At 63.9% G+C, this 24,600-nt stretch carries 11 protein-coding genes; 5 read left to right on the plus strand and 6 right to left on the minus strand.

Annotated features, from left to right (window positions below; translation table 11 throughout):
- Positions 1–5: 5 nt before the first annotated feature.
- From C8C92_RS16370 to hpaR, 3 genes are all read right to left on the minus strand, one after another.
- Positions 6–530, minus strand: coding sequence for a sorbitol dehydrogenase family protein (locus tag C8C92_RS16370; RefSeq protein WP_243420246.1), 525 nt, complete (start codon positions 528–530; stop codon positions 6–8).
- A gap of 28 nt (positions 531–558) precedes the next feature.
- Entirely contained in the window at positions 559–1,725 is a 1,167-nt protein-coding gene (locus C8C92_RS16375; protein WP_347708472.1) for a porin, read from the minus strand.
- 331 nt (positions 1,726–2,056) lie between these two features.
- Positions 2,057–2,512: a homoprotocatechuate degradation operon regulator HpaR gene (gene hpaR, locus C8C92_RS16380; protein ID WP_243420247.1), complete on the minus strand. Its 456-nt coding sequence runs from the start codon at positions 2,510–2,512 to the stop codon at positions 2,057–2,059.
- 313 nt (positions 2,513–2,825) lie between these two features.
- On the opposite strand from hpaR, the gene C8C92_RS16385 reads away from it, so the two are divergent.
- Both C8C92_RS16385 and C8C92_RS16390 read left to right on the plus strand, forming a co-directional pair.
- On the plus strand, positions 2,826–4,520 hold the full coding sequence (locus tag C8C92_RS16385) for a ShlB/FhaC/HecB family hemolysin secretion/activation protein (protein ID WP_116744604.1): 1,695 nt from the start codon (positions 2,826–2,828) through the stop codon (positions 4,518–4,520).
- Between the two features lie 37 nt (positions 4,521–4,557).
- Positions 4,558–17,277, plus strand: a complete 12,720-nt coding sequence (locus C8C92_RS16390; RefSeq protein WP_116744605.1) for a YDG domain-containing protein — start codon at positions 4,558–4,560, stop codon at positions 17,275–17,277.
- Positions 17,278–17,341: 64 nt separating this feature from the next.
- Here C8C92_RS16390 and C8C92_RS16395 read toward each other — a convergent pair whose 3' ends face one another.
- Together C8C92_RS16395 and C8C92_RS16400 are read right to left on the minus strand one after the other, a co-directional pair.
- Complete coding sequence (locus C8C92_RS16395) at positions 17,342–19,141, minus strand: DUF885 domain-containing protein (RefSeq protein WP_207781015.1); 1,800 nt, start codon at positions 19,139–19,141, stop codon at positions 17,342–17,344.
- Positions 19,142–19,207: 66 nt separating this feature from the next.
- Complete coding sequence (locus C8C92_RS16400) at positions 19,208–20,257, minus strand: LacI family DNA-binding transcriptional regulator (RefSeq protein WP_116744606.1); 1,050 nt, start codon at positions 20,255–20,257, stop codon at positions 19,208–19,210.
- A 104-nt stretch (positions 20,258–20,361) separates the two neighbouring features.
- Here C8C92_RS16400 and C8C92_RS16405 point away from each other — a divergent pair, with 104 nt between their 5' ends.
- Together C8C92_RS16405 and C8C92_RS16410 are read left to right on the plus strand one after the other, a co-directional pair.
- The gene (locus C8C92_RS16405; protein WP_116744607.1) at positions 20,362–21,549 is read left to right on the plus strand and encodes a phytanoyl-CoA dioxygenase family protein; all 1,188 of its coding nucleotides are present in this window, start codon (positions 20,362–20,364) and stop codon (positions 21,547–21,549) included.
- Positions 21,550–21,581: 32 nt separating this feature from the next.
- Positions 21,582–21,977 carry a Gfo/Idh/MocA family oxidoreductase gene (locus tag C8C92_RS16410; RefSeq protein ID WP_116744608.1) on the plus strand — a complete coding sequence of 132 codons (396 nt, stop codon included), beginning with the start codon at positions 21,582–21,584 and terminating at the stop codon, positions 21,975–21,977.
- Positions 21,978–22,260: 283 nt separating this feature from the next.
- Here the strand turns inward: C8C92_RS16410 and C8C92_RS16415 are convergent, their stop codons facing one another.
- Positions 22,261–23,298: a DNA-binding protein gene (locus C8C92_RS16415; protein WP_116744609.1), complete on the minus strand. Its 1,038-nt coding sequence runs from the start codon at positions 23,296–23,298 to the stop codon at positions 22,261–22,263.
- A gap of 249 nt (positions 23,299–23,547) precedes the next feature.
- On the opposite strand from C8C92_RS16415, the gene C8C92_RS16420 reads away from it, so the two are divergent.
- Complete coding sequence (locus tag C8C92_RS16420; RefSeq protein ID WP_099764695.1) at positions 23,548–24,498, plus strand: site-specific integrase; 951 nt, start codon at positions 23,548–23,550, stop codon at positions 24,496–24,498.
- Positions 24,499–24,600: the final 102 nt, after the last annotated feature.

Below are 24,600 nucleotides of genomic sequence, written 5' to 3' on the forward strand. Positions count from 1 at the left end.
GCTCCTTAAATTGGTTTTCTGGCCCAGCTGCCGTAGGCGCCGTAGGAATACGTGGGGGGCTTGAGCACGTCGGCCACGACGGCCGCGTTCAGCGCCTGCTCGTAGGCGACGCAGACGGCCGCCTCGCCCGTGCCGACGATGCCCAGGTACCAGGCGCTGGCGATCTGACGCGGCAAGGCCGCCAGCGGCGACTGCGCCTGGTCGAGCGCGTCGAGCGCTTCCTGCAAGCCGGCCGCCTGCAGACCCTGCGCATTGATCAGCTTCAGCAGCGCGCGCACCTTGGCGGGAAAGGCGGCGTCCTGCGCCACCAGCGCGTCATACAGGCGCCTGGCCAGCACGGGGTCGAGCACCTGGCGCCCGACCAGCATGGCCGACACGCCGAGGAAGGCGCCCTGCTCGGCACTGGCGACCGGTTCGGCCAGCGCCCAGGGAATCAGCGCCGCGGCCGAAGCCGACAGCAAGCCGGCCAGCACCATGCGGCGGCCGGGATTGAGAGGGCCGCGGCCCTCCTTATTGTGTGTAGCGTCCAATTGAAGCTCCCGTGAGTTCAGCAACCGTTCAGAAAGAATGCTTGAGACCGGCCATCACCACCGTCTGCCCGCCGTTCGACGATGGCGTGCCGTTTTGCGAATCGCCGACCGAGGCGACGGCATCGATGATGGCGCCGCCCTGGCCCAGGGTCTGGCCGCGCGCCAGCTGGCGCGCTTCGATCAGGTAGATGGCCGTGCGCTTGGACAGCGCATAATTCTGTTCGAACGACAGCTGGCGGTAGCGCGCGCGGTCCGACACGCCGTTGGCACGGCTGGCGAAAGTATCGCTGTAGCCGGCGGACAGGAACCACTGCGGCGTCAGCTGGTAGCGCGATATCAGGCCGGCCGTGTTGAAGATGGCCGTGTCGCGGAAGGCCGAGCGGCTGCCAGCCTGGTATTGCACATTGCTGGCATTGGCGCCCACCATCCACTTGCCCATGGTGTAGCGCGCGCTGGCGGCGATGAATGCGATGCTTTCGGCCGAGGCGTAGCCCTGGTTGATGGCCGAGATGCCGAAGCTGCCAGATGCGTTGTCGCTCCAGCCGGCGCCATGCTGTCCATTTTTCAGTTTCAGATAGCCGAGCGCGAATTCGGCCGGCGAGGTGCTGTACTTGACGGCGGCGCTGAAGCTGCTGCCCGCGGCATTTCCGTCGGCCGCTTCACCAAAACCGTATTGCGCGCTCGCCTGCAGGCCGCGCCATGCGGGCATGCTGTAGGTGACGGAATTGCTGATGCGCACGGTCGTATCGAGGCCGTCGATATCGCCCGGGTGAGCGCCGGTAGCGCCCGTCAAGACGTTGCTCGACGCCAGCGAACCCACCAGCAGGTAGTACGGCGTGTACTGCCGGCCGGCCGTCAGGGTGCCGTAGGCGTTCGATTGCAGGCCCACGTAGGCCTGGCGGTTGAACAGGGAGCTGGCCGAACTTTGCGCGCCCGTATCGCTTTCAAAGCCGTTTTCCAGCAAGAACAGCGCCTTCAGGTCACCGCCCAGGTCTTCCACGCCCTGGAAACCGATCTTGCTGGCGGACAAGTTGCCGCTGCGCATGTAAGTGTTCGACTTGCCGCCCTGGTTGCTCGCGTAGGCGGTCGCCGCATCGACCACGCCGTAAATGGTGACATTGCTTTGGGCGCAAACGTTTGCGCCGATGAGCGTGGAGACGGCCAGCGCCGCAGCGCGCATGCATGGTGTGTTCATTTTTTCCTGACTTTCCTGTTTTGTTGTACGCCAGACAAGCATTGCCGCCGCGATGGCGCAATACCGGCTGTGGCGCCGCGTTGCCGCCCCATCCAGCGAACGGGAATCCGCTGTTGTTCTTGATCTGGATCAAGTAGGGCAAATTATACGCTTATTTACTCACATGTAAGTAATTGACTGTAGGGCGTAGTCTTATAGCAAAACTGGCAGGCGCGCGGACGCAAGCCCGGCAGGATGCGGGGAAATGCGAAACAGGCATGAGAAAAGCAGCGGCGGCGCGTGTTGAAAAACACGCGCCCGATGAATGCTCAGGCAAGGAGAGGTTTGGGGTTCAGCGCAGGATGGCGGGCGCCACCGGCAGGGTTTCGAGAGCAATAAAAGCTTCCAGGGTGCGGCGCATGTCTTCGAACACTTGCTTGCCGTAGGCCGTTTCCAGGTGGGCATACTGCAGGTCGATGAGTTTACCCATCTGCAGCAGCAAACTGGCGCCCGCTTCCGACAGGTGCACCTTGCGGCGGCGCTGGTCGCCTTCGAACTTGCTGCGCCCGATCAAGCCGATTTCTTCCATGCGCGCCAGGATGCCGCTCATGCTGGGACTGGAAATCTGGCAGATATTACACAGCTCGCGCGGTTCCAGCGTGGGGCTTTCGTTGAGCGCGCGCATGATGCGCCACTGCTGCTCCGTCACGCCGAAGTGATTCAGGATGGGGCGGAAATGCTGGAGCAGGCTGTCGCGGGCCTTGAGCAGCAACTGCGGCATATTCGGATAGCGGATCGGCAAGTGCAAATGGAACTCCATGAGGATAGATGAATGCCCGCCGATTATACGGTGCGCCGTCCCCCATGCGATAGCAAATCGATATTTCCGGCCAGTTTGAATCCTGCAAAAAAAGAAAACTTAAAATTATATTATCATTAAATATAATATATCTATATTGCATTTTACAAATATATTATTATTTTTAATGCAATTTAATGTTGCTCTGGTGCACATTATTTGATGCAACAAATAGTAATTTAAATTGCCTCGCATTAAAATTATTTCATCTGGAAAACTAATCCCAGGCCCGGAAAAGGGCTGCATCCTGACTGTGAAAAACATGCCCACACCTAAACCGCTATTGCTCAGTTTATTGCTTGCTTCAATTAACCTGGCCTATGCACAAAATACGCCCGACGCCGGCTCGCTGTTACAGCAGATGGAAAGGGGCCGCGCCCCTGTCCTGCCGAAAAAGTCGCCGCAGGAACTCATGCCGGCGCCGCCACCGATGCAGGATGTGCAGGGCCTGTCCGTCACCGTCAGGCAATTCCGTTTCCAGGGCAATACCTTGCTGAGCGAAGCCGTACTGGCCCAGGCGGTGGCGCCCTACCTGGAGCGGCCACTATCGTTTCAGGACCTGCAAAACGCAGCGCTGGCCGTGGCGGCGGCCTATCGCCAGGCCGGCTGGATCGTGCGCGCCTACCTGCCGCGCCAGGAAATCGATGGTGGCACCGTCACCATCCAGATCGTGGAAGCCGTGTTTGGCGGCGTGCGCGTCAACCCGGGCGACCAGGCCACCACCCGCATGCCGCTGGCGCGCATCACGCCGTATGTTACCAGCGCCCAGCCTGTCGGCGCGCCACTCAACGCCGATGCGCTCGACCGCGCCTTGCTGATCATTGACGACTTGCCTGGCATCAGCGCCAGCGGCAATCTGGCCGCCGGCCAGCAGGAAAGCGAAACCGAGCTGGTGGTCAAGCTGGCCGACGAAGCGTGGCTGGCAGGCGACGCCGCCGTCGATAACACGGGCAACCGCTCCACCGGCACCACCCGCGCCAGCCTCAACCTGGCCCTCAACAGCCCCTTGCGCATCGGCGACCAGTTGATCAGCAACCTGATCCATACCGAAGGCAGCGACTATGTGCGCCTCGCTTACAGCCTGCCGCTGGGCAGCGCCGGCTGGCGTGCGGGCGTGAGCGGCTCGCATCTGTCGTACCGCCTGACGGCCGACGAATTTGCCGCCTTGCACGCCAAGGGCAGCTCGAACACTGTGGGCGTCGACGCCAGCTACCCGCTGCTGCGCTCGCGCCTGCGCAATCTGTATCTGCAACTCAATTATGACGACAAGCGTTTCGACAACGAGGCAAACGGCGCCACCAGCAGCAATTACACGATCCGCGGCTTCTCGGCCGGCCTGTCGGGCAATCTGTTCGACAGCCTGGGCGGCGGCGGCGCGAATGCGGCCAGTCTCAGCCTGCTGCACGGCAAGCTGGACCTGGACGGTTCGCCCAATCAGCTGGCGGACGCCGCCACGACGCGCGCGGCCGGCAATTTCACCAAGCTGCGTTACTACCTGAGCCGCCAGCAGTCGCTGACTGAGAGCTGGTCGCTGTTTGCTGCGCTGTCCGGCCAGCAAGCGAACCGGAACCTCGATTCCTCTGAAAAGTTTTACCTTGGCGGCAACTACGGCGTGCGCGCCTATCCAGCCAGCGAAGCGGGCGGCAGCGATGGCCAGTTGCTCAACCTGGAACTGCGCTGGCGCCTGCCGGCCGGCTTCGGCCTGACCGGTTTCTATGACTGGGGCCACGTCAAAGTCAACCACGACAACGCCATCAATGGCGCGGCCAGCGTCAACAGCTACAACCTGAAAGGCGCGGGCCTGGCCGTGAACTGGGTCAGCGACTTCCGCCTGAACCTGCGGGCCGCCTGGGCACGCCGCATCGGCAACAATCCGAATCCAAACATCAACGGCAGCGACCAGGACGGCACGCTGCGCAAGAGCCGCTTCTGGCTGCAAGCTTCGCTGCCTTTCTGACCCTGTCGCCCTATTACAATAATTAGAGAGAATCCACATGAACGGACACGCCACCATCAACCGCTTCTATCGCCTGATCTGGAGTGAAAAACAGGGCGCCTGGGTCGCCGTCGCGGAAAACGCGCGCGGACGCGGCAAGAGCAGCGGGCGTGGCGCCTTCATGGCCGCGCTGTTTGCGGGGCTGGGCCTGGCGCCCTTCGCCTGGGCCGGGCCGCCGGGCGCCAGCCAATTGCCGACCGGCGGCCAGGTGGTCGGTGGCGCGGCAACGATCACCCAGGGCGGCAGCCAGATGACGATCAACCAGGCCACCCAGCGCGGCGCGATCGACTGGCAGACCTTCAATGTGGGGTCGCAGGCACAGGTCAATTTCCAGCAGCCGAACAGTGGTTCGGTGACGCTGAACCGGGTGCAGGACAGCCAGGCCAGCCAGATCTTTGGCCGCATCACGGCCAATGGCCAGGTATTCCTGAGCAACCCGAATGGCGTGTATTTCAGCCCTACCTCGTCCGTCAATGTGGGCGGCCTGGTGGCCACCACGCACACCATCGCCACGGCCGACTTCATGGCCGGCAGCAATGCCTTCGCGCGCAATGGCGCCACCGGCAGCGTCGTCAACGATGGCAGCCTGAATGCCGCCCTGGGTGGCTATATCGCCCTGCTGGCGCCGCAGGTGCGCAACAACGGCATCGTCATCGCCCAGGCGGGCACGGTGGCGCTGGCCGCCGGCGAGCAGATTTCCCTGCAGTTCAGCGACAGCCGCACCCTGGCCGGCGTGCTGGTGTCGCCCTCGGCGATTGCCGCGCTGGTGGAGAACGGCTCGGCGGTGCAGGCGCCGGGCGGCATGATCATCATGTCGGCCCAGGCCGCCAATGAATTGCAGGGCGGCGTGGTGCGCAATACGGGCAGCGTGGTGGCGACAGGCTTGGCCTCGCGCGGTGGCAAGATCGTGCTCGACAGTTCGGGCCTGGTCGACAACAGCGGCAGCCTCGATGCCTCGGGCGCAGGCGGCAAGGTGGCCATCAGCGGCGACCGCATGGCCAGCAGCGGCACCGTGCGCGCCGATGGCGGCGGCGCCATCGTCAGCAAGCTGGCCAATGGCCTGGTGGAAACCACCAGCGCCGTGATTTCGGCCCAGGGCGGCGGCAGCATCAGCATCGATGGCGGCGCCGGCAAGGTGTACACCTCGGGCAGCTACAGCGCCGACGGCGAGCAAGGCGGCAAGGTCGTCATCACGGCTCACGATGTGTCGCTGATGGGCGCGAAAGTCAGCGCCACGGGCGCCAGCAAGGGGGGCACGATTCTGGTCGGCGGCGACTACCAGGGCGGCAATGCCAGCGTACGCAATGCGGCAAAAACCTCGGTCGGTGCCGGCGTCACGCTGAACGCCAACGCCACCGGCAACGGCGACGGCGGCAAGGTGGTGGTCTGGTCCGATGAAAAAACCGTGTTCGCTGGCAATGTCAGCGCACGCGCCGGCGCAGCTGGGGGCGATGGCGGCATTCTGGAAGTATCGGGCAAGCAAACCCTGTATTTCGGCGGCACGGCCAATGCCCACGCACCGAAGGGCAAGTCGGGCACCCTGCTGCTCGATCCGAAAGACATCTACATCAGCAACGACCTGTCGGGCCAGCTGGAGCTGCTCGATCCGCATCCGACCGCCGGCGGCAGCTTCGGCGCTGTCACGAAAGCGCTGACCACCACCTCGGGCAGCACCGTCACGCGCACCGGCTACATCGTCGTCACCAATCCCAACGACAACCTCGGCGCGACCGACTCGGGTGCGGCCTACCTGTTCCGCCAGAGCGACCAGGCGCTGATCTCGACCCTGTATGGCACCCACGCCGGCGACAAGGTCGGCAGCATGGGCGTGACGTCCCTGACCAACGGCAATTATGTCGTTTCCAGCAACTTGTGGAACGGCGGCAAGGGCGCTGTCACCTGGGGTAACGGCACCACGGGCTGGGGCGCGGGCGCCGTGGCGGTCTCATCGAGCAACAGCCTGGTCGGCAACAACGGCACCCATAAAAGCACCATGAACCTGGACACTTCCGACAACGTCGGTGGTTACGCGATCACGGTACTGAACAATGGCAACTACCTGGTCGGCACGGCCAGCTGGAACAACAACCGCGGTGCGCTCACCTTCGGCGATGGCAGCACCGGTGTCTCCGGCATTGTCAGCTCTGCCAACAGCCTGGTCGGCAGCACCGGCATGACCGTGGTGCCGGCCGACGGTTACAAGCCCTACAAAAGCGGCGACCTGGTCGGTTCCAGCGTGACGGTGCTCGCCAATAATAATTACGTCCTGGCCAATACCAACTGGAACAAGGGCGTGGGCGCCGTCACGTTCGCCTCCGGCACCACCGGCATCAAGGGCGTGGTCGGTTCTGCCAACAGCCTGATCGGCGACAGCACCCGCTTCGATTCCACCGGCGCCGGCACCGGCACCGACAAGGTCGGCAAATACCTGACGGTGCTGACCGGTTCGCAATTCGTGGTCTACGGCTCGGACTGGAAAAATTCCTCGGGCGCGCTGACCTCGTTCGACGGCGTCACCCCCATCACCGGCCTGGTAGCGTCCAGCAACAGCCTGGTCGGCAGTGCCGGCGACAACCTGTCCAGCGGCGGCCTGACCCTGTTGCCGTCGAACAGTGCATTCGTGATCAGCAGTCCCAGCTGGAATGGCGGGCGCGGTGCGGCCACCTGGGTGCCGTTCAGCACCGATGTCAAGACCATCACCGTGGCCACCAACGGCGTGGTGGGCGCCAACGCCGGCGACAGCGTCGGCAGCAAAGCCATCGCCCTGCTGGCCAATAATGACTATGTCGTCATCAGTCCGAACTGGAGCAGCGGCAAGGGCGCCGCCACGCTGGTCGATGGCACCACCGGCAAGGCCAAGGCCGACCAGAGCGGCGACGTCTCGGCGAGCACCAGCCTGGTCGGCACGCAAGCGAACGACCTGGTCGGTTCCAGCGGCATCATGGAATTGAAAGGCAATGGCAACTTTGTCGTGCTGAGCCCCTACTGGGCCAATGGCAGCAACACCAAGGCCGGCGCCGTGACGTGGTCGAGCGGCAGCACGCCGACCGTGGGCGCGGTGGGCACCGGCAACAGCCTGGTCGGCACCTATGCCAACGACCGCATCGGCAGTTATCAGTATAATTACTATCAAGCAAACAACAGCAATGCCTTCCTGAACGAATCGAGCAGCATCACTTTGCTGAGCAACGGCAATTACGTGGTGGCCAGCCCGATGTTCAACGGCACACGCGGCGCCGTCACCTGGAACAACGGCAGCACCGGCGCCACCGTCGATGCCGGCCATACCATTACCGCCACCAATAGCCTGCTGGGCAGCAACACTGCGGACTTCATCGGCGGCTTCATGGGCCCGAACGATGTGATCACCAATGCCGGCAACCAGACCGTCACGCATTACGATTCGATCTCGAACGGCGTCACGGCCCTGTCCAACGGCAACTATGTCACAATCAGCAACTACTGGCGCAACGGCGCCGCCCTGCGCGCTGGTGCGGTCAGCTGGAGCGACGGCGCTGGTACGCCCACGGTGGGCATGGTTTCTGCCAGCAACAGCCTGGTCGGCAGCGTACAGGACGATATGGTGGGCCTGGCCGCCAACAATGCCTACGGCATCAAGCTGCTCGAGAACGGTTACGACAGCGTGAGCAATCCCACGTATTCGGGTAATTATGTCGTCACCAGCGCGAAGTGGAACAATGGCAGCATCGTCGATGCCGGCGCGGTCACCTGGGGCAGCGGCACGGCCGCGCTGACCGGCGCCATCGCGGACAGCAACAGCGTGCTGGGCCTGAAAACCGATGACGTGAAAAACTGGGGGCTGACCGCCCTGCCCGTCAACGGTAACTACCTGATCCAGAACCAGTACTGGGACAATGGCGCCGCCACCGGCGCCGGCGCCCTGACCTGGATCGACGGCAGCAGCGGGCGCCTGTCGGACTATGCGGCGCAAGGCAACCACAATATCGTCTCCGGCGCCAACAGCCTGGTCGGCAGCCATGCCGGCGACAACGTCGGAGGCACCGTCGACTTCCTGTACAACTACGACGCCGTCAACGGCAGGCAACGGTTTACCGGCAACTACGTCGCGCTCACTTACAACTGGACCAATGACACCAAGCAATACGCCGGGGCCGTGACATGGGGCAATGGCGCCACCGGCGTCAAGGGCGACATCACCCGCGCCAACAGCCTGGTCGGCGAAAAGGCCAGCGACTACCTAGGCAGTTATTACGTTGCGCTATCGAACGGCAATTACCTGCTGGCCAACCCGACCCTCGACGTGAATGGCGTGGCCAACGCCGGTGCCGTCAGCTGGGTTGACGGCAACACCGGCCGCCTGAACGACTATGCCGCGCAAGGCAATCAGAACATCATGTCTGCCGCCAATGCGCTGGTCGGCAGCCATGCCAACGACTACGTCGGCACCGGGCTGGCGCCAGCCAATTACTATGCGCTCAACAGCGCCGATTACGCCAATAACGGCTATTTCATCATCTCGCCGGACTGGAATTGCGGCGGCGGCGCGGTCAATTACATCAGCGATGGCAGCGTGCCCCTGATCGGCGTGGTCGGCAGCAACAACGCCGCGGTGGGCAATCCGAATGGCCGTTTCTGGGGTGGCCTGGGCTATAGTCCAAATATTTCGCTCACGTCCGGCGGCGGCGCGGCGGTGACTTTCACCGGCGACAATGGCCATGTGGTGCTGCTCACGCCGACCATGCCCACACCGGGCGCCATGACGCTGCCGGGCGAGACCCAGTTCGGCGATGCACAGGGTGCAACCCAGGCCATGACCCCCGACTATATCGCTGGCGTGCTGAAAACGGGCACCAGCGTGACCTTGCAGGCGAATAACGACATCTTTGTGAAAAGCGGCATCGACGCCAGCGGCGGCGTGGCCGGCGGCGCGCTGACCATGCAGGCCGGGCGCAGCATTACGGTACTGGGCGACATCATCACGGGCAACCGCGATCTGAACCTGACCGCCAACGACAGCCTGGCCAACGGCGTCAAGGACGCCTACCGCGACGCCGGCATCGCCACCGTCAGCATGGGCATCGACAAGCAGGGCGTGGCGGCGAAGATCGACGCCGGCACCGGCAACGTGTCGCTGCTGATGGCCGATGGCAGCGACAAGACCAACCATATGGCCGGCTCCATCAGCGTCAACAGCATCACCGGCGCCACCATCAAACTGATCAATCAGGGCAATGGCGCCGGCACGGTGGGCGACCTGCCGAACCTGGCAGCCAATTGCTGCGGCTTCGACCTCGGTTATCGCGGCATCGGCGCCGACGTCACGCTGAACGCGGGCGCGGTCCTGAGCGCCAGCGGCGCCGGTACGGCGGTGACCCTGGCCGCCAAGGGCAATTTCAACAACAATTCCGGCAATGGCGCCGGCAGTATCGCCATGAGCGACCCCGCTGCGCGCTGGCTGGTGTACGCCAATGCGCCGGGCGGCAGCACGTATGGGGGCCTGGACAGCCAGAATACGGCCATCTGGAACGCCAGCTATACCGGCACTCCGGTCACGCAAACAGGCAACCGCTATGTGTTCGCCTACCAGCCCACCATCACCGTCGGCACGCAAAACGTCAGCAAGACGTATGGCGAAGACCTGAGTACCGGCACCACCCTGGCCGACCGCGTGGTCAGCCTGACCGGCGCGCAAGCGGCGGTGGCTGGCGCCTATCTGGGCGACACGGTGGCCACCGCGCTGTCGGGCATCATCACCGCAACGTCCGCCGGCGCGGCGGCCAATGCCGGCGTCGCGGGCGGCCCGTACGCCATCACGGTCGACCTGTCGGGCGCGACCGGCAACAACGGCTATGCGGTGGCGGTGGACAGCAACACGCCACGCACCATCACGGTGGCGGCCAAGGCCCTGACGGCCAGCCTGACTGGCGTGAGCAAGGTGTATGACGCCAGCAATGCCGCCACTTTGGCAAGCGGCAACTATGTATTGAGCGGCCTGGTCGGTTCGGAATCGTTCAGCATTACCAATACCAGCGGCCTGTTCAACGCGAGCGACATCAGCGCCAGCAGCGTCAGCGCCACCCTGGCCGCCGGCGACTTCAGCGCCGGCGCGGCTACCTTTGCCAGCAACTATATCTTGCCGGTATCGGCCACCGGCACTGGCAGCATCACGGCCAAGGCGCTGACCGCCACCCTCACCGGTGTGAGCAAGGCCTACGATGGCGATACGGCGGCCGTGCTGAACGGCGCCAATTATCAGCTGGTGGGCCTGGTCGGCGGCCAGTCGGCCAGCATCAGCCAGGCGGCGGGCCTGTACAACTCGGCCGATGTGCTGGGCGCGAACAGCGTCAGCGCCAGCTTGTCCGGCGCCGATTTCTCGGCTGGCGGCGGCACCTCGCTGGCCAACTATATCCTGCCGACGATGGCCACCGGCAGCGCCAGCATCACGCCGAAAGCCCTGAGCGCCAGCTTGACGGGAACCATCGGCAAGACCTATGACGGCGGCAGCGGCGCCCTGCTGGGTGCCGGCAACTTCAGCCTGTCGGGCTTTGTCGGCGCGCAGTCGGCCAGTGTCACGCAAACGGCCGGCGTCTACAACAGCGTCAATGTGGCCACCGCCAACAGCGTGACGGCCAGCCTGTCGGCCGGCGATTTCACCGCCGGCTCGGGCACCACGCTGTCGAACTACAGCCTGCCGGTTTCGGCCAGCGGCGGCGCCAGCATTTCCGCCAAGTCGCTCAGTGCCAGCCTGACGGGCGCGCTGGGCCGCAGCTACGATGGCACGACCAGCGCCAGCCTGACGGGCGGCAATGTTGCACTGGACGGCGTGGTCGCCGGTGAAACCATCAATGTCGGCACGCTCAATGGCAGCTACGACAGCCGCAACGCGGGCACGCGCACGGTCAGCGCCACCCTGCCCGGGGGCGACTTCACGGCCGGTTCCAGCACACTGCTGGGCAACTACGTGCTGCCGACCAGCGCTGCGGGAACCGCCGTCATCGCGCCGAAAGCCATCACCTTGAATGCTCCCGCGATCAGCAAGGTGTATGACCGCACCCTGGCCTATACCGCCAGCGCCGGCGATTTGTCCTCGCTGTCGGCGGCGCTGGTGGAAGGCGATACCGTCACCGGCGCCAGCTTCAGCTATGCCGACAAGAACGCAGGCAACGGCAACAAAGCCGTCAATTTTGGCGCCGCCACGCTCAGCGACGGCAATGGCGGCGCCAACTACAGCGTCACCCTGGCCGGCAACAGCAACAGCAGCATCACGCCACGCGTGCTGAACGCCAGCGCCACCGGCGTCGACCGCGTGTACGACACCTCGACCAATGCCGGCGTCACCTTGCAGGACGACCGTATCGCCGGTGACGTGCTGACCTTGTCGAACACCTCAGCCAGCTTTGCCGACAAAAACGCGGGCAGCAACAAGGTCGTCACCGTCAACGGCATCGCCGCCGGCGGCGCCGATGCGGGCAACTACACGCTGGCCGCCACGACGGCCACGACGAAGGCCAGCATCGCGCAGGCCACCTTGCAGGTGACGGGCGTGTCGGCGCAAAACCGCAGCTATGACACCTCGCGCAATGCAGCCCTCACCGGCACGGCCGTGGTCACGGCCCTGGGCAGCGACATCGTCAATGTCACCGGCACCGGCATCGGCCAGTTCGCCGACAAAAATGCCGGCACAGGCAAGGCGATCACGGTCAGCGGCTATGCCTCCAGCGACAGCAACTATGTGCTGCTGCAGCCGGCCGGCTTGAGCGCCAGCGTCACACCGGCCGTGCTGGCCTTGTCCGGCCTGGATCTGGGCGTGTCGAAAACCTATGACGGCAGCAGCAGCGTCAATGTCACCGGTGCGCCAACGGTCAGCGGTTTTGGCAAGGAAAGCGTGACCGTGATCGGCGCGGGCACCGGCCAGTTCGCCGATAAAAACGCGGGCAATGGCAAGGCAATCAGCGTCTCCGGCTTCACCTCCAGCGACAGCAACTACACGATCGGCCAGCAGGCCGGCCTGACCGGCAGCATTACGCCTGCCCAGCTGACGCTCGGCCCCGTCACCGCGACCACGCGCAGCTATGACGGCAGCACCGCTGCGCAAATCGACGCCGCCAGCTATGCCCTCACGGGCTTGGCCAGCGGCGAGTCGGTCCTTGTCAACAAGACGGCGGGCAGTTTCGACAACCGCAATGCGGGTAACCGTACTGTCAGCCTCGGCCTGACCGGCGCCGACTATACGGCTGGCGCCAATACCGCCCTGTCGAACTACTTGCTGCCGACCCTGGCGACGGGCAGCGGCGTGATCACGCCAAAAGCCATCACCTTGAATGCTCCCGCGATCAGCAAGGTCTACGACGGTACCCTGGCCTATACCGCCAGCGCCGGCGATTTGTCCTCGCTGTCGGCGGCGCTGGTAGAAGGCGATACCGTCACCGGCGCCAGCTTCAGCTATGCCGACAAGAACGCAGGCAATGGCAACAAGACCGTCAATTTTGGCGCCGCCACGCTCAGCGATGGCAATGGCGGCGCCAACTACAGCGTCACCCTGGCCGGCAACAGCAACAGCAGCATCACGCCACGCGTGCTGAACGCCAGCGCCACCGGCGTCGACCGCGTGTACGACACCTCGACCAATGCCGGCGTCACCTTGCAGGACGACCGTATCGCCGGTGACGTGCTGACCTTGTCGAACACCTCGGCCAGCTTTGCCGACAAAAACGCGGGCAGCAACAAGGTCGTCACCGTCAACGGCATCGCCGCCGGTGGCGCCGATGCGGGCAACTACACGCTGGCCGCCACGACGGCCACGACGACGGCCAGCATCGCGCAGGCCACCTTGCAGGTGACGGGCGTGTCGGCGCAAAACCGCAGCTATGACACCTCTCTGAATGCAGCCCTCACCGGCACGGCCGTGGTCACGGCACTGGGCAGCGATATCGTCAATGTCACCGGCACCGGCATCGGCCAGTTCGCCGACAAAAATGCCGGAACAGGCAAGGCGATCACGGTCAGCGGCTATGCCTCCAGCGACAGCAACTATGTGCTGCTGCAGCCGACCGGTTTGAGCGCCACCGTCACGCCGGCCGTGCTGGCCTTGTCCGGTCTGGATCTGGGCGTGTCGAAAACCTATGACGGCAGCACCAGCGTCAATGTCACCGGTGCGCCAACGGTCAGCGGCTTCGGCAAGGAAACCGTGACCGTGATCGGCGCGGGCACCGGCCAGTTCGCCGATAAAAACGCGGGCAATGGCAAGGCAATCAGCGTCTCCGGCTTCAGCTCCAGCGACAGCAACTACACGATCGGCCAGCAGGCCGGCCTGACCGGCAGCATTACGCCGGCCCAGTTGACGCTCGGCCCCGTCACCGCGACCACGCGCAGCTATGACGGCAGTACCGCCGCGCAAATCGACGCCGCCAGCTATGCCCTCACGGGCTTGGCCAGCGGCGAGTCGGTCCTTGTCAACAAGACGGCGGGCAGTTTCGACAGCCGCAATGCGGGCAACCGTACTGTCAGCATCGGCCTGGCCGGCGCCGACTATACGGCTGGCGCCAACACGCTCCTGTCGAACTACTTGCTGCCGACCCTGGCGACGGGCAGCGGCGCGATCACGCCGAAAGCCATCACATTGAATGCGCCCACGATCAGCAAGGTGTATGACGGCACCCTGGCCTATACCGCCAGCGCCGGCGACTTGTCCTCGCTGTCGGCGGCGCTGGTGGAAGGCGATACCGTCACCGGCGCCAGCTTCAGCTATGCCGACAAGAACGCCGGCAACGGCAACAAGGCGGTCAATCTGAACCAGGTCGCTTTGAACGATGGCAATGGCGGCGCCAACTACAGCGTCACCCTGGCCGGCAACAGCAACAGCAGCATCACGCCACGCGTGCTGAACGCCAGCGCTACCGGCGTCGACCGCGTGTACGACACCTCGACCAATGCCGGCGTCACCTTGCAGGATGACCGTATCGCCGGTGACGTGCTGACCTTGTCGAACACCTCGGCCAGCTTTGCCGACAAAAACGCGGGCAGCAACAAGGTCGTCACCGTCAACGGCATCGCCGCCGGCGGCGCCGATGCGGGCAACTACACGCTGGCCGCCACGACGGCCACGACGAAGGCCAGCATCGCGCAGGCCACCTTGCAGGTGACGGGCGTGTCGGCGCAAAACCGCAGCTACGACACCTCGCGCAATGCAGCCCTCACCGGCACGGCCGTGGTCACGGCACTGGGCAGCGACATCGTCAATATCACCGGCACCGGTATCGGCCAGTTCGCCGACAAAAATGCCGGCACAGGCAAGGCGATCACGGTCAGCGGCTATGCCTCCAGCGACAGCAACTATGTGCTGCTGCAGCCGACCGGTTTGAGCGCCACCGTCACGCCGGCCGTGCTGGCCTTGTCCGGTCTGGATCTGGGCGTGTCGAAAACCTATGACGGCAGCACCAGCGTCAATGTCACCGGTGCGCCAACGGTCAGCGGCTTCGGCAAGGAAACCGTGACCGTGATCGGCGCGGGCACCGGCCAGTTCGCCGATAAAAACGCGGGCAATGGCAAGGCAATCAGCGTCTCCGGCTTCAGCTCCAGCGACAGCAACTACACGATCGGCCAGCAAGCCGGCCTGACCGGCAGCATTACGCCGGCCCAGTTGACGCTCGGCCCCGTCACGGCGACCACGCGCAGCTATGACGGCAGTACCGCCGCGCAAATCGACGCCGCCAGCTATGCCCTCACGGGCCTGGTCAGCGGCGAGTCGGTCCTTGTCAACAAGACGACGGGCAGTTTCGACAGCCGCAATGCGGGTAACCGTACGGTCAGCCTCGGCCTGACCGGCGCCGACTATACGGCTGGCGCCAATACCGCCCTGTCGAACTACTTGCTGCCGACACTGGCGACGGGCAGCGGCGTGATCACGCCAAAAACCATCACCTTGAATGCTCCCGCGATCAGCAAGGTCTACGACGGCACCCTGACCTATACCGCCAGCGCCGGCGATTTGTCCTCGCTGTCGGCGGCGCTGGTGGAAGGCGATACCGTCACCGGCGCCAGCTTCAGCTATGCCGACAAGAATGCCGGCAACGGCAACAAGGCGGTCAACCTGAACCAGGTCGCCTTGAACGATGGCAATGGCGGCGCCAACTACAGCGTCACCCTGGCCGGCAACAGCAACAGCAGCATCACGCCACGCGTGCTGAACGCCAGCGCCACCGGCGTCGACCGCGTGTACGACACCTCGGCCAATGCCGGCGTCACCTTGCAGGACGACCGTATCGCCGGTGACGTGCTGACCTTGTCGAACACCTCGGCCAGCTTTGCCGACAAAAACGCGGGCAGCAACAAGGTCGTCACCGTCAACGGCATCGCAGCCGGTGGCGCCGATGCGGGCAACTACACGCTGGCCGCCACGACGGCCACGACGAAGGCCAGCATCGCGCAGGCCACCTTGCAGGTGACGGGCGTGTCGGCGCAAAACCGCAGCTATGACACCTCGCTCAATGCAGCCCTCACCGGCACGGCCGTGGTCACGGCCCTGGGCAACGACATCGTCAATGTCACCGGCACCGGTATCGGCCAGTTCGCCGACAAAAATGCCGGCACAGGCAAGGCGATCACGGTCAGCGGCTATGCCTCCAGCGACAGCAACTATGTGCTGCTGCAGCCGACCGGTTTGAGCGCCAGCGTCACACCGGCCGTGCTGCAGGTCCGCGGCTTGAGCCTGGCGGCGGCCAAGACCTATGACGGCACGCGCAACGTGGCCTTGTCGGGCACGCCGACCGTCACGGGTTTCGATGGCGAAGTGGTGACGGTCGGCGGTGTGGGTACCGGCCAGTTCGCCGACAAAAATGTCGGCACGGGCAAGGCGATTACCCTGGCCGGCTATGCCGCCAGCGACAGCAACTACGTCATCGGCCAGCAGCCGGGACTGGTGGGCAGCATCACGCCCGCCGCGATCACCGTGACGGGCGTGCGCGCCGACAACAAGACCTTCGACGGCAACGCCACGGCCACCTTGAATGGCACGGCCGCCATCAATGTGATTGGCGCAGACGAGGTGGCATTGACCGGCACGGCCAGTGCCAGCTTTGCCGACGCCACGGCCGGCACGGCCAAGCCGGTGAGCGTCAGCGGTTATGCGCTGGCCGGCGGCGACGCCGGCAACTACGTCCTGAGCCAGCCGCAGGGCCTGAGCGCCGATATCGCCGACGCGGCCGTGCAAGTGCCGCCGCCGGTGGTGGTGACGCCACCACCGCTGCCGGCCCTGCCTCTGGCCGAACAGCGCGTGGCGCCGGGCCTGAGCATGCCGCCGCTCGGCGACTTGCCAGGCACCGGAGCGGGAACGGGAACGGGAGCCGGTTTGAGCAGCACGGCGCCAGCAGCCACGCCGGCCGCGAACAGCGCAACGCCGCCGGCAAAAGCCGATACGGCAGGCATCACGGTAGCGCTGGTGCGTCCGGCGTCACAGCAGCAAAGCGGCGCGATTGCGGTCTCGGTGCCCAAGCAGATCGTCGACGCCGGCAACGGCTTCGGCTTCCCGCTACCGGCGCAACTGATCGAAGCGGCCGCCGTCAACCGCGTGCCGGTGCAGGCGCAGCTGGCCGACGGCAGCGCGCTGCCATCCTGGATCAGCTATAACGCCGACAGCAAGTCGTTCGTGGTCCAGCAGGTACCGAATGGCGCCCTGCCTCTGGAAATCGTGCTGGTGATCGGTAGCCAGCGCGCCACCATGGTGGTAGCGGAACGCTGACAAGGAAGAAGTGGAAAACGCGGCAAGAATGGCGCGTCCCGTACGGGACGCGCCTTTTTTTACGTCAGCGCTTTTGCGCCGGGATGAACTGCTCGCGCACGGCCTTGGCCAACAGGTACGGCGGCAACAGTCCCTGGCCCAGCAGGAAGTTATTGAAGGCCAGGCGGTCGAATTTAGCACCCAGCGCCAGCTCCGTTTCCGCGCGCAATTGCAGGATGCGCGTATAGCCATAAAAATAGCTGCCCGCCTGGCCTGGCGCGTTGAAGGTATAGCGGTCCAATTCCTGGCGCGCCATCGCTTTCGACAGCATCACTTCGTCCGTCAGGATGCGTCCCGCCTCCTCGCGCGTGACTTGTCCCAGGTTCAGCATCGGGTCGAGCATGGCCCGCGCCGCACGCAGCATGCGGAACTGCAGCGCGATGAACTGGCCTTCGGCCGGCTCGTAGGGGATCATCTCCGCTTCCGCGTACAGCGCCCAGCCTTCCACATTGACGCTGTTGAACGCGTACAGGCTGCGCGCCTGCGACACGCCCCGCTCCACCATGGCGCTGAACTGCAGCTCGTGGCCGGGACGGCCTTCGTGCGCGCTCAGGGTCCATGCAGCGCCCGCGAAATTGAAATCGTCATACGCTTCGCCCTTGCCGCTGGCGGCCGGATTGCTGACGGGAAGGACGAACTGGCCGTGCTCTCCCGTATTGCCGATCAGCGGAGGCGGACGCATATGCGGTGCCGGCTGCGCCGCCGATTCGGCGGTGGACGCCAGGCGCATGGTCATGGCGCGCGCAGGGATATCGACCACGCGCTGCCGGGCGATGCGTTCTTCGAGCTGCGTATTGACGGCCTTGTAGTGCGCCTCGAGCTGCTCGTTCGGGATGGAATCGGCCTTCAGTGCGCGCAGCACCTGACGGTAATCAGAGCCGTCGACGCCCTTCAAGGCCAGCTTGGCCGCCACCACGGGCGCCAGCGCCTGCATGGCGGCGCGCGTTTCCAGGTAAGCCACCTGCGCCCGTTCGACCAGCGCGCGCGGCTCGATGTCGATGCCCACCTGTTTCAGGCGGAACGCATACAGCTCGGGCGCCATGCGGAAATCCGTACGCGACAGGGGCAGCACCACCTGCTTTTCCCACGCCGCATACGCGTTCAACTGCTGTTCCATGGCCGCCAGCGCAGGTTCGGCGCCAGTGATTTTCATGTCGGCGAACAGCTTGCGGATGCCGGCGATATACGTTGGCACGTTTTCCAGCGACTGCTCCACCTGCAGGCGCACGGGTCCCGTCAGGCCAGGCTTGCCGATTTTTTCCGTGAAGCGCGCTTTGGCCTGCTGCGTGATCGGTGTGCTGCCCGGGAACTGGCCCACGTAGCGCTGCAGGCGCTCGAGCGCCTTGGCACGGCGCGCGGCCGGGCGCTGTTCCTGCAGCAAGCTTTGCATGCTGCCAAAGACCATTTGCGGCACATCGACCCACGGCAAGGTGTACTGAGCTTCCAGCTGCGCGCCCATGATTTCCTGGTCGACGGCGCCGATCAGGATTTGCAGATCCTGGCGGATGCGTTCGTCGCGTTCCAGTTCCAGCTTTTGCTGCAATTGCGCGCGCGCCTGCCGCATGACCGCCACCTGGCGTTCGACAATATGGGGTCCCAGGTCGGCGGCCAGGCCGTCGTACTGCGCCAGGCCCGTGTCGGAAGCGTTTTCGGGCGAAAACTGCGCCTGCGCCGCCAGCACGATGGCCGCGTTACGGTTGCTGGCTTCAACCCAGGCGGACGACGCGCTGGCAGTGGCAGGGACGGCGGCCATGGCGGGCATGGCCAGCGCGGTTGCAAGCGCGGCGACCAGCACGGTCTTGCACAATTGCGGAGTGACGGACATCGGGGGATTCCTTCCTGAGGTGAGCGATGAGCGAAGCGGCGAGTATCGGCCAGCCTCGCATGCCTGTCAATTCAGCCCGTTCCGTGCGGGCAGGTTCCATGGCGTGACGATCTGGATGGCGGACAAGGGCGGCGCCTGCGCCAGGGCCGGCAGCGCGCCATGCGCCCGCAGTATCTCTTGGCAGGCGCGGCGCATGTCATGGCCCAGGTCATGGTGCAGCACGGCCTGGATGGCGCCCGACTTGAGCAGCGCCACGTTGTCCGCATCAAGGTCGTGGCCGATGAAGACCCGGCAAGGCCGGCCCGCCTGCGCAAACGCCTGCACGATGGCGGCGTTGCCGCCGCCGATGGAATACACGGCGGCGATGCCGGGATGTCCGGCCAGGGCCTGGCGCACCAGCGCGCCCGTGGCGCCGTCGATGCCGTGGCCCTCGCTCACTTCGACGATGGATAAATGGCGGTGCCGTTCGCGCAGCGCGCGGCGAAAGCCGATCTCGCGCTCTTCCTCGCCATGAAAACGGTTGCTGCTCAAAGTCACCAGCACTTGCTGTTTCCTGGGCCGCTGGCCCGCGCCCAGCCACTGGCCAATCAGGCAGGCGGCCGTTTCGCCCGCCGCGCGGTTATCCATGCCGACGTAGCCGCGCCGCGCGGAGGACGGCAAATCCGTCACCAGGGTCACCACGGGAATGCCGGCCGCCGCCAGCCGGTTCAGCGCCTCGGCCACCGGCGGCAAGTCCGGCGCTTTCAGCAGCACGCCGTGGCTGCCGTTCTTGCGGATGCGTTCCAGCAGTTCGACGATGCCGGCCGCGTCCAGCGTTTCATGCAGGTGAAAGCGCGAGCGCAGCACGGCCGGATGCAGGGACGGCAGCTCCGATTCGAGCGCCAGGCGCACGGCATCCGTAAACCGGCGCGGCGCCACCATCAGCACGTCGAGCATGAATTTTCTGCCCGCCAGGCCCACCTGCGTGCTTTGCCGCGCCAGTTCATCGAGCGCCTGCATCACGCGGCGCACCGTATTGGCGTGTACGCCCCCGCGCTGCTTGATCACGCGGTCGACGGTCGCCACGCTGACGCCAGCCTGCAGCGCCACGACCTTGACGGGAAACGGATGCGTCATGCCATATCCAATTCAAATTGATGGTTTTTTGATGGATTTCCTGATGAAAAATGCGGACCTTCATCCCTATACTGATTCTACAACTTAAACAACGGAGACACCGCATGATCACCAACGACGCCGCGCCGCCCGCCCCTTTCTGGCTGTCGCAGCAGGATTGCCAGCTCGATGAATTCATCCGCACAGTCAGCCAACGCACGGCGCTGGCCGCCTATCCTCTCGCCGCTGCGGTAGAACAAAATATTCTCGTCTACGACTGCGACCAAGTGCGCGCGCTGGCCGCCAGTGCGGCGTCGCTGCGCGCGCTGCAGGCAGAATGGGGCAAGGCGCTGATGCTTGGTCCCGGCGTCATCGTGCTGCAACGCGCCGTCGCCGACATGGACACGCTGGAACAGGTGAGCGGCGTCTTTCGCGCGCTGATCGCCGAACAGCATGCGAGCGGCCAGGCGGGCGGCGACCATTTCGCCAAACCGGGCGCGAATGACCGCATCTGGAACGCCCAGCAAAAACTGTGTCTGCGCGCGCCCGAAGCGTTCGCACGCTATTACGCCAATCCCGTCTTCGCGTGGATCGCCGAGGCCTGGCTCGGTCCCGCCTACCAGATGACGGCGCAAGTGAACGTCGTCAACCCGGGCGGGGCGGCCCAGGCGCCGCACCGCGACTATCACCTGGGTTTCCAGAGTGCCGCCAGCTGCGCCGCCTACCCCGCGCCCGTGCACCAGATGTCGGCCCTCTTGACCTTGCAGGGCGCCGTCGCCCATTGCGACATGCCGCTGGTATCGGGTCCCACCGTCTACCTGCCCTACTCGCAGCGCTATCAGGCAGGTTTTCTCGCCTGGCAGCAGCGGCCGTTCCGCGACTATTTCGCCCGGCATTGCGTGCAGCTGCCGCTGTCCCAAGGCGACGCCGTGTTCTTCAACCCCGCCCTGTTCCACGCGGCCGGGCATAACCGCTCGTCCGACATCCGCCGCATGGCCAACCTGCTGCAAGTGTCGTCGGCGTTCGGGCGCGCCATGGAAGCGCTGGACCGCCGCGCCATGAGCGCAGCGCTGTATCCGGCCTTGCAGGCGCTGCGCGCCCGGGGCGCAATGGATGATGCGGGTATCAGCCACGCGATTGCCGCCTGCGCCGAAGGCTACGCCTTTCCCAGCAACCTCGATCGCGACCAGCCCATCGACGGCATGGCGCCGCCCACGCAGCAGCAGCTCATGCACGAAGCGCTGGCGCAGGACTGGCCAGCCGCCCGCTTACTCGACGCGCTCGACAGCCATGCCTGGCGCCAGCAAGCCTGAATACCCTACCGCGACACCCTCGGAGACTCCCTATGCAAGACATCAACATCGGCCTGATCGGCGCCGGCTACATGGGCAAGGCCCACACCATCGCCTACAAAGCCGTGCGCAGCATTTTTCCCACGGTCCTCAATCCCGTCTGCGAATGCATCGGCACCAGCAGCGAGGCAGGCGCCGCCCGCAGCGCGCGGGAACTGGGCTGGCACCGCTCCACGGGCGACTGGCGCGCGCTGGTCAATGATCCCGCCATCGACGCCATCATCGTCGCCACGCCGCCAGCCACGCACAAGGACATCGTGCTGGCCGCGCTGGCTCTGGGCAAACCCGTGTTCTGCGAAAAGCCGCTGGGCATGTCTGCCGCCGAATCCCTGCAGCTGGCGCAGGCGGCGGAAGCGGCGGGCGTGGCCAACATGGTCGGCTATAACTAGAGGGTCGGCCGGGATTGCGGTTTTTTTCGCGAAAAGCTAACTAAGCTATTGATTACATGGAAAGAAATGTGAATTGCATACTCACGGCAGGAATACTGGCTGCAAAGAAGATTTCATGTCCCACGATTATCGCTGTACCGGCCCGCATCTACCTAATGCCGGCCGGGATTCCTGTAAAAATTCCCAAAATTTGATCTAAGCTTTTGTTTTTAAAGAGTTTAATTCTGATTTTTGTTGCAATATCTGTTCATTTAGATTGGCGGTCGGCTGTCCAGACCAGTCTCTACCTCTGTTTTGAGGCGGGTGGTCGGTCCAGTGACTGCAGATAACCCCGCAACTCCTCACTGAAGCCTTGGCTCGCTTCGGCTCTAGCGTTAGCTTGGGCCAAGGACAATTCGAGTTCACGTAATCGGGTTTTCAGTCCCCCCATTTCCTTTCCCAATGCTGCCACCTGCCCCAGCAATACCTCATTTTCAGTCACTTTGGCGGCAAGTTGTCGTTCCAGGTCTCCGGCATGTAGCTGCCCCGCATGAAGCTGCTCGATCTTTTGATCTTGCCGACGGCCGAGCGCTTGTTGCTCGTAAAGCGCCTGTTTGGCATGTGACAGCTCGGCAACCAATTTAGCGCCTTCCTGGTTCAATCGAGTCGCCTCTTCCTGTTTGAGTACCACCGCTTGTTGCTGTTGCCGTAGCTCGGCTTGCAGTTGCTGTGTCTGCTGTTCATGGCGCCGCTGATCCTGATCGCGCTGTTCCTTGACTGACTGACGATAATGCTCCAGGGAGTCGCGCGCATGGGCATGCTTTTCCTCCAGCGACCGCCGGTGCGCCTCATTTTCGGCCAGGCGCTCTTGCAAATCGGCCACCTGCTGCTGCGCTGTGTGGCGCAAGATGGTCTCATTTTGCAAACTGGAACGAGTTTGAGTATGCGTCCGTATTTCCTCGATGCCGTCATCTCTGGCCTGGCGCAATTGCTGTTGTAGCGCCGCCAGTTCTTTCTCATAGTTGCCCACGGCCGCGGCATGGTCGCGCTCCCGTTCGACGCTCCGGGACTCGATAGCCGAGGTCCGTTCGTCGGCTTCTTCATGCAGTCGCGCGGCCAGCCGCACCACAATATCATGCAAGGCATCGCTGATCGGCGCCTTGCGCTCGTCACCAGAGCCTTCTTCTGTCTCCAGTTCTTTCAGATATTTATGGATGGTGGTCTTGGACCCCGTGTTGCCTAAGGCAACTCGGACAGCGTCGACCGAAGGGTAGCGCCCTTGGGCCAGCAACGCATCGCGCGCTTTTTTGATATCCGATTGATACAGTCCGGCACGGGCCATAACCTCTCCACGAAATAAGATGATGGATTACATACCATGTAATTACATACCATTTTTCGAGAAATTCAAGCTAAAATTTTCCTTGAAATTGAAGCAGGATAATGTATTCTTATCCTGTGTCAGATGTCTCTTCGCGCCATTTTGACCGAGTTTGCTGTACATTTGCTGATAGTGCCAGACAGAATTGATAACGTCGCTCGCCATTGGCTATCGAACCTATCCCGTCCGCATTTTCTGCCTTGTCATGCCATGTCTGATATCGACCGCTTCCTGCAGGCCGCCACGCGCGAGAACACGCGAAAAAGCTATCAAAGCGCGATCCGCGACTTTGAAGTGGAATGGGGTGGTTTTTTGCCGGCGACGTCCGATAGCGTGGCACGCTATCTGGCTGATCGTGCCGGCAAACATGTCGTCAACACCCTGCGTCAGCGATTGGCCGCATTAGCTCAGTGGCATCTCGACCAAGGCTTTCCAGACCCAACCAAAGCTCCGGTAGTACGCCAGGTCTTGCGCGGTATCCAGACGCTGCATCCAGCCGAGGAAAAGCGGGCAAAACCATTTCAGATCGATCAACTCATGCTGGTCGAGCACTGGTTGACGGCCAACGTCGACGCCGCGCAATCCCAGGGAGAAATGGGCACCGAGCTGCGGTACCGCCGCAACAAAGCGTTGTTTCTGCTTGGTTTCTGGCGCGGGTTTCGCGGCGACGAGTTGACGCGCCTGCAAATCGAGCATGTTCACATCACGCAAGGTGAAGGGATGACTTGCTTCTTGCCGCGCACCAAAGGTGATCGCCAGTTCAAGGGCGGCTACTTCAAGGTGCCGTTGCTATCGCGCCTGTGCCCGGTCAGCGCTTATGAGGAATGGATCGCTGCGGCGAGATTGACGGCTGGACCGGTGTTTCGTGCCATTGATCGCTGGGGCAACATCAGCGATAACGGACTGAACATCGATAGCCTGGTACCGCTCCTGCGTAATATCCTGCAGGAAGCTGGCGTTGATGCGCCTGAGTTGTACAGTGCTCACTCGCTGCGGCGCGGCTTTGCCAGCTGGGCAACAGCCAATGGCTGGGATCTCAAGACGCTGATGGAGCACGTGGGCTGGAAAAACGCCCAATCCGCCATGCGCTACATCGATAGGGAAGATCCCTTTAACCAGCGCCGTATCGAACAAAACCTGTATCCTCTTTATAGCAAGTAATTAAACAGCTGCAGGTGGACCTTTAATTCTGACAGGATTGTAATCCTGGCGTTAGACGATTGTCATCTTTCCAAGGTAGACTGAAGAAAGAGACCGACGGCG

Origin of the sequence: Janthinobacterium sp. 78 (assembly GCF_003096775.1) — a bacterium.
GTDB lineage: Bacteria > Pseudomonadota > Gammaproteobacteria > Burkholderiales > Burkholderiaceae_D > Janthinobacterium > Janthinobacterium tructae.